6 protein-coding genes and 1 pseudogene are annotated in these 11,491 nt (G+C 65.2%); 6 read left to right on the top strand and 1 reads right to left on the bottom strand.

Annotation, left to right across the window (positions count from 1 at the left end):
* Positions 1-515: 515 nt before the first annotated feature.
* The 5 genes from BM052_RS00035 to nagE all read left to right on the top strand — a co-directional run bounded on the left by BM052_RS00035 (position 516) and on the right by nagE (position 7,745).
* Entirely contained in the window at positions 516-1,256 is a 741-nt protein-coding gene (locus tag BM052_RS00035; RefSeq protein WP_091141884.1) for a GntR family transcriptional regulator, read from the top strand.
* Positions 1,257-1,284: 28 nt separating this feature from the next.
* Positions 1,285-2,325 carry an SIS domain-containing protein gene (locus BM052_RS00030; protein WP_091141883.1) on the top strand — a complete coding sequence of 347 codons (1,041 nt, stop codon included), beginning with the start codon at positions 1,285-1,287 and terminating at the stop codon, positions 2,323-2,325.
* Positions 2,322-3,476, top strand: a complete 1,155-nt coding sequence (gene nagA / locus BM052_RS00025) for an N-acetylglucosamine-6-phosphate deacetylase (RefSeq protein ID WP_091141881.1) — start codon at positions 2,322-2,324, stop codon at positions 3,474-3,476. Before BM052_RS00030 ends, nagA begins: the two co-directional genes overlap by 4 nt.
* 61 nt (positions 3,477-3,537) lie before the next feature.
* A complete protein-coding gene (gene ptsP, locus BM052_RS00020) occupies positions 3,538-6,048 on the top strand; it encodes a phosphoenolpyruvate--protein phosphotransferase (protein WP_091141880.1) in 2,511 nt (836 codons plus the stop codon).
* Positions 6,045-7,745 (top strand): N-acetylglucosamine-specific PTS transporter subunit IIBC, encoded by a 1,701-nt coding sequence (gene nagE, locus BM052_RS00015; protein WP_091141878.1) that lies wholly within the window; start codon positions 6,045-6,047, stop codon positions 7,743-7,745. Before ptsP ends, nagE begins: the two co-directional genes overlap by 4 nt.
* 490 nt (positions 7,746-8,235) lie before the next feature.
* On the opposite strand, the gene BM052_RS00005 is transcribed toward nagE, so the two are convergent.
* The gene (locus tag BM052_RS00005) at positions 8,236-10,923 is read right to left on the bottom strand and encodes a TonB-dependent receptor (RefSeq protein WP_091141874.1); all 2,688 of its coding nucleotides are present in this window, start codon (positions 10,921-10,923) and stop codon (positions 8,236-8,238) included.
* Positions 10,924-11,333: 410 nt separating this feature from the next.
* Here BM052_RS00005 and BM052_RS19290 point away from each other — a divergent pair.
* Positions 11,334-11,491: pseudogene (locus tag BM052_RS19290) on the top strand (IS5/IS1182 family transposase); the annotation flags it as partial.

Below are 11,491 nucleotides of genomic sequence, written 5' to 3'. Positions count from 1 at the left end.
GGACATCGGCCCGAGCCGGATGCGAATCGCCAGACCGATCCGGTTCGGCGAATACACGCGGCTCTGCCATATCCAATTCCGTAATTGGTATGGAGTATGTTATATATAGAATCGCCAAAATCCACACAAAAGTGCCAAGCCCGGAATCGCGCCTCCGTTTCATGGCTAAACTGCTGGACGAGCAGGAAAAGTTTGCGGCTGAACGCGCCTCGATGCATGTTTGGCGCTTCCCGGTCATTGCCTTCAAGTCGCGGTAATCCGTGAATTTATCGCATGGATCGAGTTGATCTGGGTTGGTCGGGGACTCTCGGGGCTTCGGCTTTGCCTGTTTGCGCATCGCCTCGATCGCTCCCGGTGTGCCGAGCACCGATGGGCGCCGAAAGCCGATTGCGATGAGCGGCGGAACTCATGACTTGTACAGAACCAATATATAACCTATGGCTCTAGTTGTGTTGACCGACTCTGTCCTCTACCGTTGCGACGCAATCGCATCTTCGGTTTTCGAAGGGGAAGAAATGGACTCTTTTGTCGAGCGTGTGGGGACCTTGCGTGAGGATCTGCGCACACCGCTGTACCTGCAACTGCAGCAACTGGTCAGGCAGGCGATCGAAAGCCGTGTCCTGGTGCAGGACGACATCATTCCCGCAGAGCGCGATCTTGCGGTCGAATACGGCGTCTCCCGCATCACCGTGCGCAAGGCGATCGACGGCCTGGCGCAAGAGGGACTGGTCGTGCGTCGGCGCGGTTCCGGCACTTTCGTTGCCGCGCGCGTCGAAAAGAGCTTTTCGAAGCTGTCCTCGTTCTCGGAAGACATGATCGCCCGGGGGCGTGCGCCGAGCAGCGAGTGGCTGTCGAAATCGCGCGGGCTGGTCACGCCCGAGGAATCGCTCTCGCTGGGCCTTTCGCCGGGCGGTGAAGTATACCGGTTTCAGCGCCTGCGCTTTGCCGACCAGGTGCCGATGGCGGTCGAATATTCGACCATCGCCGCCCATTGCCTGGCCGGTATCGATGCGGTCGGGGATTCGCTCTACGCGGCGCTCGAAGCTGTCGGCAATCGCCCGGTCCGCGCGCTTCAGCGGCTTCGCGCGATGCACTTCCCCGCTGAACAGGCCAAGCGCCTTGGCGTCGAGGTGGGGCATGCGGGGCTGTTTATCGAGCGTCGCGGGTTCCTCGCCGATGGTGAGGCCGTGGAGTTCACGCAATCGTACTATCGCGGCGATGCTTACGATCTCGTCGCTGAATTGAACGCCAGCTAGGAGTTTCGGCTGTGCGTAAGGAGGGCTGATGACGAGTGTTGAGCTGCATGCCGGGCAATCGGCAATGCGGCGCGAAGCAGCGGAAGCCGGCAAGGCCGTCATCCGTTTCCTGGCGCACAACGAAGCAAACCTGAAGCAACTGGCGGACCGCCTGCGCGCCTCGCCGCCGAATGTGGTGGTCACTTGCGCGCGGGGATCGTCCGATCACGCCGCAACCTTCGGCAAATATCTGATCGAGACGCGACTTGGCGTGCCGGTATCCTCGGCCGCGCCCTCCGTCGCCTCGGTATTCTCGTCCGAGATGCGCCAGACCGGGGCTTTGCTCATCGCGGTCTCGCAGTCCGGGCGCAGTCCCGATCTTGTCGCCACGGTCGAACGCTACAAGGCGGCCGGGGCCTTCGTCGTGGCCATCGTCAACCAGCCGGATTCGCCGATGGAAGCGCTGGCCGATTGCTTCATGCCGCTGTGCGCGGGGCCGGAACTCTCGGTTGCGGCAACCAAGTCCTTCGTGGTCTCGCTGTCGGCGCTGGCGGCGATCACCGCGTGGTGGTCCGACGACGCCGCGCTGAAGCTTGCGCTGGCTGATCTGCCTGCTTTGCTCGATCGTGCCCATGACCTTGATTGGAGCGCCATGGTCGAAGCCCTTGTCGATGCGCGCAACTTGCTGGTGGTGGGCCGCGGCTACGGTCTCGCCGTTGCGCAGGAAGCCGCGCTGAAGCTCAAGGAGACCTGCGGCCTTCATGCCGAGGCTTTCAGCAGTGCGGAAGTCCGGCACGGGCCGATGGCCATCGTCGGCAAGGACTTTCCGGTCCTGGCGCTGGCCACTTCCGACAATTCGGGCGACGATGTGCGCACGCTTGCCGACGAGTTCGCCGGGCGCGGGGCGCGGGTCATTCTGGCCGATTGCAGCGGCGGCGCGGGGCAGCTGCCTGCCTTCCCGGCGCATCCGGTGATCGAGCCGATCGTGCTGATCCAGTCGTTCTACGGCGCGGCCGAACGCCTTGCCCGCGCGCGCGGCCTGGAGCCTGACAGTCCCCCGTTCCTGCGCAAGGTCACTGAAACGCGATGACCGTGCTTGCCTTTCGCAACGGGCGCATTCTGCTTGAAGATGGCATGGCCGAAAATGTGCGGATCGAGAGCGGCGATGACCGGATCGAAGCCGTGCTGTCCGACGCCGGGGCCGGGGCTGGGGTCGAGGGCGCGACGGGCCCTTCGATCGATCTGGCGGGCGGCTGGCTGGTGCCCGGCTTCGTCGATACGCAAGTCAACGGCGGCCGGGACGTGCTGTTCAATGATTGTCCCGACGTGGCCGGTATCGCCCGGATCAGCGCCGCCCATGCCCGTTTCGGCACGACCGCACTTCTGCCCACGCTCATCAGCGCGCCGCGCGATATCATCGCGCGCGCCCTCGATGCGGTTGACGAGGCCATCGAAACCGGCGTGCCCGGCGTCGTCGGCATTCATGTCGAAGGCCCTTTCCTGAACGAGGCGCGGCGGGGCATTCACGACGCCGGGCAGTTCCGTCCGCTGGAAGGGGAACTGATCGCGCTGCTGACGAAGCCCAGGCGCGGCGCGGTCATGGTCACGCTGGCGCCGGAATGCAATTCGCCCGAGGCGGTGCGCGCCCTGGTCGAGGCCGGGGTGATCGTCAGCATCGGCCACAGCAACGCCACTTATGCCGATGTCCGCCTGGCGATCGCCAACGGCGCGCGCGGCGTCACCCACCTGTTCAACGCAATGTCGCCGTTCCATCACCGCAATCCGGGGGTGACCGGTGCGGTCCTTGAAGATCGCTCGTTGTGGTGCGGGCTGATCGTCGACGGAGCGCATGTCCATCCGGCGGCCATCCGTGTCGCGCTGGCGGCCCGGCCGGAAGACCGCTTCATGCTGGTCACCGATGCGATGCCGACCGTGGGCAGCGAGCGCAAGCGCTTCATGCTGAACGGCGAGGAGATCACCGTTCGCGATGGCGTCTGCGTCAACGCGCGCGGCACGCTGGCGGGATCGGATCTCGACATGGCGACCGCCGTGCGCAACACGGTTCGACTGGGCGTCGCGCCTCATCGCGCATTTGCCATGGCCTCCACCAATCCCGCCCGGTTCCTCGGGATCGAGGCCAGCCATGGCCGGATTGCCGTGGGCAAGCGCGCCGATTTCGTCTGGCTGGACGCCGATTTCCGTCCGCAAGCGACATGGATCGGCGGCCAGCGGGTCTGCTGACGACAGGATTTGCCAAGAACTTCAGCCCGGATGCACGCGCCCGGGAGCAGGAAAGAAAACCATGGCTTCGATCATCCTGAGTGCACCATTGAAGGGATGGGCGTCCGGGCTCGAGACGGTGCCCGATGCCGTATTTTCCGGGCGCCTGCTAGGCGACGGCGTTGCGATCGATCCGGTGTCCGGGGTTCTGCACGCGCCCTGCGACGGTGAAGTCCTGACCGTCCATGCAGCGGGCCACGCGGTGACCCTGTGCGGTGAGGGCGGGGTGGAACTGCTGATGCATATCGGCGTCGATACCGTCGCCCTTGGCGGTCGGGGTTTTGAAAGCCTTGTTGCGCCGGGTGACCGGGTCGGTCGTGGTCAGCCGCTGGTGCGTTTCGATCTCGATGCGGTGGCGGGTGCCGCGCCTTCGCTGCTGACGCCGGTGATCGTCACCAACGGCAATCGCTTCAGGCTGGTGCGCCGCACGGTTGATAGGCTGGTCACGCCGGGCGACAACTTGCTGTGGCTCGAGCCGCTCGCTGCTGACGCGCCCGCCGCCGCTGCTGCTGGCCCGGCCGTGCGGACCACCCTGCGCGTGCCGCTTGCCCATGGCATTCACGCCCGGCCGGCCGCGCGCATCGGCGAAGTTGCGCGCGGATTCCAGGCGGACACCCGGATCGTCAAGGATGGGCTTGCGGCTTCCACGCGGTCCCCGATCGGCTTGCTCCGGCTTGCGGTGAAGCTGGATGACGAAATCGTGATCGAGGCCAGCGGCGACGATGCCGATGCCGCCGTCGCGGCGCTCGAAGCGCTGATTGCCGGCGGCATGGGCGAGGCCCGGCATGCCGATGCCCAGGCGCCGCGCGATGCGGCCACGCCGCCGGCTTCGCCCCGCGCGGCGGAAGTGCCCGAGGGAACATGGGGTGGAACCCTGGCTTCACCGGGTTTCTGCATCGGAACCGTCCGCCGCTTGCGCATGGCCGAACCCGAACTTCCGGCCGAGGGCGACGGGCCGGATGCCGAAAACGCGCGTCTCGACGCGGCGTTGGCCAAGCTCTCCGCACGGCTTGAGGCAGACGCCCTTGAAGGGCCCGGCGCCGCGATCCTGCGGGCGCATCGCGCCTTGCTCGATGATCCGGAACTTATCGGCCTGGCTCGCTCAGGCATCGCGGCGGGGCAGGGCGCGGCCCTCGCCTGGCGTGAGGCATGCCGGTGCAACGCCGCGATTCTACGCCAGAGCGGCGATGCCCGCTTTGCCGAGCGCGCCGATGACCTGCTCGATCTTGGGCGCCAGCTTGTCTCGGTCATCACCGGCGCCGCCGAAGAGATCGAGCCGTTTCCGCCTGGCACCGTGCTGATTGCCGAGGAACTGCTGCCGTCGCAGGTCACGCAGCTTGACGGCAACGTCGTCGGGATCGTGCTGGAGCAGGGCGGGCCGACCTCGCATGTCGCCATTCTCGCGGCCAGCATGGGAATTCCCATGCTCGTCGCGCTCGGGCCGGATCTCGCGGCGGTTGCCGATGGCGTCACGGCGGTCGTGGACGCCGATCGCGGCTTCATCCGCCTCGCGCCGAGCGATGCGCAGATCGGCGAGGCCGAAGCCGAACTCGCCGCGCGCGCCGCCGCAAGGGCGCGAATGCTTGCCGCCGCCGCCGAACCCTGCCGCAGCCGCGACGGCGTGCGCATCGAGGTTTTCGTCAATCTCGGCTCGCTTGGCGATGCGGTGGAAGCCATGACCTTCGGCGCCGAGGGTTGCGGCCTGCTGCGCACCGAATTCCTCTTTCTCGACCGCATGGCCGCGCCATCGGTCGAAGAGCAGGCGGAACTTTATGGCGCCATTGCCGAAACGCTCGAAGGGCGTCCGCTGATCGTGCGCCTGATGGATATCGGCGGTGACAAGCCCGCGCCCTATCTGCCGATGCCGGTCGAGCCAAATCCGGCGCTGGGCCTGCGCGGCATCCGCGTCGGACTTTCGCGGCCGGATCTGCTCGACCAGCAACTGCGCGCGATCCTCTCGGCGCGCGGGCGCGGTCAGCTCAAGATCATGGTGCCGATGGTCACGGGCCTTTCCGAACTGCGGGAAGTCCGCCGCCGGGTCGAAGCTTTGCGCGCCGAACTGGACATCGCCGAACCCGTCGAACTTGGGATCATGGTGGAAACGCCGGCGGCCGCCGTCACCGCACCCATGCTGGCGCAGCACGCCGATTTCTTCTCGGTGGGCACCAACGATCTCACGCAATACGTGCTGGCGATGGACCGCGACAATCCGGCGGTCGCGGGCGGGATCGACGGGCTGCACCCGGCCGTGCTCGCCATGATCGCCCAGGCCGCACGCGGGGCGCAGGCGGCGGGACGCTGGATCGGCGTATGCGGCGGCCTGGCCGCCGACCGCCTCGCCGTGCCGGTGCTGCTGGGCCTTGGCGTGACCGAGCTTTCCGCCCCCGCACGGCAGTTGCCCGATATCAAGGCGCTGGTGCGGCGGCTGTCGATCGGCGCGTGCAAGTCGCTCGCCATGCAGGCCATCGTGCAGGAATCGGCCGGGGATGTCCGCGCCTTGTCGCGCCGGTTCGTGGAGGGATTGCCGTCATGAGAAACATTCTCGGCCTGCTCCAGCCGATCGGCCGGGCGCTGATGCTGCCGATCGCGGTGCTGCCCGTAGCGGGCCTGCTGCTTCGTCTCGGCCAGCCGGACCTGCTCGATATCAACCTGCTCGCCGCCGCCGGTGACGCGCTGTTTTCCAGCCTCGGGCTGCTCTTCGCGGTCGGCGTCGCCACCGGCATCGCGCGCGACGGCAATGGCGCCGCCAGCCTTGCCGGGGTGGTCTGCTATCTGGTGACGATGCATGGCGGCAAGGCGCTGCTTCCGGTCCCGCCCGAAGTGACGGCCGGCCTTGCCGATTCCCTTGCGCAGACCGTTGGCGAGGCGTGGAAGAGCAAGGCTTTCGCCCGGCTCGACGTGCCTGTCGGCATCGTTGCGGGCCTGTTCGGCGGATCTCTCTACAACCGCTTTTCGACGATCGCCGTGCCCGCTTACCTCGCGTTCTTCGGCGGCCGCCGCTTCGTGCCGATCGTGGCGGGCGGTGTCGGCGTGGTGCTGGCAGCGGGTGTCGGCCTGCTGTTCCCCGTGCTTGACGCCGGGTTGGACCATGCCGGTCGTGGTCTGGTCGCGGCTGGGCCGGTTGGCCTGTTCGCCTTCGGCGTGCTCAACCGCCTCCTGCTGGTCACCGGGCTGCACCATATCCTGAACAATATCGCGTGGTTCGTGCTGGGCGATTTCAATGGCACCACCGGTGATCTCAGGCGCTTCTTCGCCGGGGATCCAGGGGCGGGAGTCTTCATGTCCGGGTTCTTCCCGGTCATGATGTTCGGCCTGCCCGCAGCCTGCCTTGCCATGTACCGCACGGCCCGGCCCGAGCAGCGCAAGGCGACTGCCGGCATGCTGCTCAGCCTCGCGTTGACCTCGTTCCTGACCGGCGTGACCGAACCGATCGAGTTCAGCTTCATGTTCCTCGCCCCGGTGCTCTACGGCATCCACGCCTTGCTTACCGGTGCAGCGATGGTGCTGATGGATCTGCTCGGCGTCAGGATGGGCTTCGGCTTTTCGGCGGGCCTGTTCGACTATGTGCTGAACTTCGGCCGCTCGACCCGCCCGCTGCTGTTGATACCGGTCGGCCTTGCCTATTTCGCGATCTACTATGCGGTGTTCAGCTTTGCGATCCGCCGCTTCGATCTTGCCACGCCCGGACGCCAGGCTGCTGCCGATGGCGAGGGGGATGGTGCCGGCGTGCCCGCGCGCGGCGGTGCCTATCTCGATGCGCTCGGCGGTGCGGCAAATCTTTCGAGCATCGGCGCCTGCACCACGCGCCTGCGCCTTGTCGTGCGCGATCCCGCGCAAGTCGATGACGGCGCGCTCAAGGCGCTGGGCGCGGTCGCCGTGCTTCGTCCCGCGCCGGATGCGGTGCAGGTCATCATCGGCCCGATCGCCGATCGTATCTGCGCGGAAATGGTGGAGGCGGCGAAGGTCGCTCCGCCCCCGTCTTCCGCAAGCCCGTTGCTCCAGGCCGCGCCAACCGCAAGCGCCGGCCCGGTGACGCTTCGTGCGGACCTGCTTGCCGCTCTTGGTGGCAGCGATGCGCTGGAACAGGTCTCGCTGGTGGCCGGGCGTGTCCGCGTAAGGCTGCGCGTGGCGATCGATCCGGCCGGTCTCGCCGCCATCGAGGGCCTGCGCTGCGTGGCCACGATCGACGCGCGCACTTTCCACCTGATCGGACAAGACCTGACCGTCTGATCCTTCGGACCTCATGAAGGCGGGCCCGGCCGAACGCCGTGGCCCGCCTTCGCGCGCGTGCCGGGCGCCGGATCAGCGGACATGCGCGACACCGCGCTGGGACGAGACATGCCCGGGAGAACTGGCAGTCGGCGGAGAAGATGGTCGTCAGGGCCGTCTAAACTCATTGATCGGAACTTCTGTTCCCCTTCCCTTCGTCGCCCGCCTTCATCGCCCGCGAGCCGCCGAAGGCGGCGCGGCAATCCAGAGCGGTTTGATGCTTCGGCGGCTTCGCTGCCTCGCAATTGTCGAAGAGGAAGAGAAGGAGGATATGAGTCTCACTCAAAGAGACTTGGTCTAAGTCTCGCTCCAAACGATTTGGCATGCCCGGTTGCGGGCAGCAGCCGATCCTATCGGCCGCGAATTATGGATGGCTACCGCACAAGAAAAGGCCCGCCCCCCTTTCGGGGAGCGGGCCTACCACCACGTCTGGGAGGGAGGGGAGTGGTGGTCAGAAGCGTGCGGTCACCGACGCCGAGTAGACACGACCGTTCTTGTAGATCGAGGTCGGGGCGGAGGGGGTCGAGCTGTACTGGTAGTATGTCTCATCGAGCAGGTTCGAAGCCGACACGGTCAACTGGATCGCCTCGTTGATCGAATAGGAAGCCTGCGCGTCAAGCTGGCGGTAAGCGTCGGTGTAGTCCTGCGACTGCTGGCGGCCATAGCGATAGAAGTACTTCGAGCGTCGGTTGTAGCTGACGCGCGCCTGGAACGGACCATTCTCGTAATAGGGCGAGATCTGGACCGTGTTGCGCGACAGGAAGGGCAGGCCCGTCGAGAACCCGGTATCCGCGTCGGCGAAAGTGTAGGACGCCTGGATGCCGAAGCCCCACACCAGGTTGGTGTTGCCTGAGATCGAGAACCCGGTGACTTTGGCCTTGCCGCCATTGACCGGGCGCGAGATCGAGTATTCGAGCGTCTGGCCGCTGATCGGATTGGTGTACTGGACCCCATCGGTTACTTCGTTGCCGACATAGTTCGACACGTCACGATAGAACACTTCACCCGACAGGTAGCTGCCCGGCGCGAAGTACCATTCGGCCGAGAAACCGAAGTTGGTTGCGGCGTAGGGCTTGAGGTCCGGGTTGCCGCCACTGCCGCTGAGCGAGGCATCGTCGAGCGTGAGCGAGCCGGCAAGGTCGGAGTAGCGCGGCCGCGCGATCACCTTGGCTGCCGAAGCGCGCAGCACCACGTCTTCGCCCGCGTCGTAGATCACGTTGACCGAGGGCAGGAAGCGGTTGTCGGTCTTGTTGACCTGGGTGAGGACGTACTGGCTGTTGCTCTGCAGGTAGAAGTTCGATTCCGTCTTGGTGCTGACGAAACGGCCACCGATGTTGCCGCGCACCTTGCCTATTTCGAAGTTCGCCTGGATATACCCGGCGGCGATCTTCTCCTTGACCAGCCAGTACTCGTTCTTCACGAAACCGCGATCGTCGGTGAAATCGCCATACTGCTCGAGCGCGGCGATGATGCCTGCCTGGTTCATGCCGACGAAGGGCACGCCGTTGCCCGAGGTGCCGAGACCGGAGTAGAGGCTTGCATTGCGAACGGTATAGTCGAGATCGGCCAGGGTGAAGTTCTGGTTGGTGTAGATCGCGTTGCTGTAGGAGACGTTGCTGTTTTCATGCGCAGTGAAACGCGCGCCGAACAGCAACTGCTTGAACGGGCCGGCATTGATATCGCGCGCGAAGTTCGCTTCGCCGAACCGTTCCTTGTCGAGCGTGAAACCCGACTTGGCCGGAATGCCGCCGATCTGACGGCCGAAGAAGGTGCTGCCGTCGGTCGCGGTGATGTTCTCGCCGCCGTTCGCGGTGTAGTTGCTCAGCCACTGGCTGGCGTCGCTTGCCGGATTGTCCCAATCGACGGTCGTGCTCTTGCCGTTGGCGCCGGAGGTGAAGCCCTGCTGCGTGCGGAAATCGAGCAGGTATTCGGGATCCTTGCCGCCGGAAGCGCGGGTATAGCCGGCGTTGCCGGTGATCAACCAGCCATCCGGATTCCATTCGTAAGCGAGCGAATAGGTATCGTTCTTCACGCGGGTGCGGCGATAGAGCGTATCGAGCTGGCCGGTCGAGCCGGTGCTGCCTTCGGCGATGCCGGAGAAGGTTGCGCTGGTCACGAGACCATCGCCGTAAGTCGCCGACTGCAAGCGCGAACCTTCGTACCCATAAGTGTACATCGAGTTCGAGACGTTGTCATAATTGCCCCGAATGACCAGCGCGGTGGCGGTCAGGGTCAGATTGTCGGCGGGGCGGAACTGCAAGGCGCCATTGAAGCCCAGGCGCTCGCGCTCCTGCTGAAAGTATTCGCGCGCAAGGAACGAGGCAAAGCGGGAACTGGCGAATTCCGCACGTTCGGAGGAGGACAGGTCCGAGATCGCCTTGCCGTTGACCGTCGCGGTTGTCGGAGCGTTGTCGAGGAGGGCCTGACCGGTGCGATACCAGTAGACCGCGACGCCAGCGCGGCTCAGCTGTTCCTTGTCGTAGTTCACCGCGCCGAGGAAGCCGATCGTTTCGTCTTCGTTCTTCCAGCTGTAGAGCGCGGCGCCGCGAACGCTGCCGCGGTTGGCGCGGTCGTTGTATTCGCCGCCCAGGTTCAGGCGGATGGTATTGGCGTCGAGATCGAGCGGCTTGCGGGTCACGACGTCGACGCTGGCGCCGATCGCGCCCTCTTGCAGACGGGCTTCGGGGCTTTTGTAGACGATCGCCTGGCTGATGATCGCGGGCGAAAGCAGCGAGTAGTTGAAGGAGCGGCTTGAACGGTCGGAGGGGTTGCCGCCCCAGTCGGCCGAGGCGACCGAGTGGCCGTCGATGGTCAGGCGGTTCAGCGCGGGTTCGACGCCGGCGATCGAAAGCTGCTCGCCTTCACCGAACTGGCGGTCGACCGTCACGCCCGGAAGGCGCGCCAGCGAGTCGGCCACGTTCGCGTCGGGGAACTTGCCGACATCTTCGGCGCTGATGACGTCGACGATCGAGTTCGCCTTGCGCTTGACTTCGATTGCATCGCGCAAGCTGGCGCGGATACCGGTAACCACGATGTCGGAACTGCTCTCAGTACCGGAGATGGAATCCTGCGCCTGCGCCGTGACAGGCGTCACGGCGATTGCCGCAGTGGTAATCAACAGAATGCGACGCAAGGTCATGTGTTTTCCCCCGATGGTTCGGCGCCCAACACGCCGAAGATTTTGCCGGTCCAGGCCCAGCCCTCACTGTTCCCGCTTGGATGATTGGGGCCAATGATACTACCAACCATCCATTTGGTTATGCATATGTTATATCCATGCCTCGGATAATCCAGCGAAAAAACACAAGTGCCCCCGGCGCGGTGCTGGGACGGCACTACCCGACTGAAATTTATATACAAAAAATCGTTGTAAGTATGCATAAATGGCGCGGCGATGCGCCCTCGCCCGGCCGAAAGTTCCGCAGCCGGCGGCGTTGTTGCTACGAATCGGTCCTGTCCAATCCGGGCCATGCAGACATGGAGGCGGCTTTGTTGCGCAATTATGCTTGGGGGATTCCTTGGGCGAATCGAGTGCGTTAGGGGGCAGCGATGCCCAAGCCTACCCCACCAAAATATCGCACGACGAACTGGAGCGCGTACAACGCGGCGCTGAAGCGGCGTGGTTCTTTGGATATTTGGTTTGATCCGGAGATGCAGTGGCTGTCGGCGCCATGTGGCCGCCCTGGCCGCCCGGCCCGTTTTTCGGA

The sequence above is a fragment of the Novosphingobium sp. CF614 genome (genome assembly GCF_900113255.1).
Classification (GTDB): domain Bacteria; phylum Pseudomonadota; class Alphaproteobacteria; order Sphingomonadales; family Sphingomonadaceae; genus Novosphingobium.
The sequence above is the reverse complement of the archived record's forward strand: the minus strand, read 5'-3'. Positions and strand labels throughout refer to the sequence as shown.

Excerpts from the sequence above, each read along its gene's own strand:
- BM052_RS00035 (WP_091141884.1), top strand. The coding sequence starts at position 516 with ATGGACTCTTTTGTCGAGCGTGTGGGGACCTTGCGTGAGGATCTGCGC.
- ptsP (WP_091141880.1), top strand. The coding sequence starts at position 3,538 with ATGGCTTCGATCATCCTGAGTGCACCATTGAAGGGATGGGCGTCCGGG.
- BM052_RS00005 (WP_091141874.1), bottom strand. The coding sequence starts at position 10,923 with ATGACCTTGCGTCGCATTCTGTTGATTACCACTGCGGCAATCGCCGTG.
- nagA (WP_091141881.1), top strand. The coding sequence starts at position 2,322 with ATGACCGTGCTTGCCTTTCGCAACGGGCGCATTCTGCTTGAAGATGGC.
- BM052_RS00030 (WP_091141883.1), top strand. The coding sequence starts at position 1,285 with ATGACGAGTGTTGAGCTGCATGCCGGGCAATCGGCAATGCGGCGCGAA.
- nagE (WP_091141878.1), top strand. The coding sequence starts at position 6,045 with ATGAGAAACATTCTCGGCCTGCTCCAGCCGATCGGCCGGGCGCTGATG.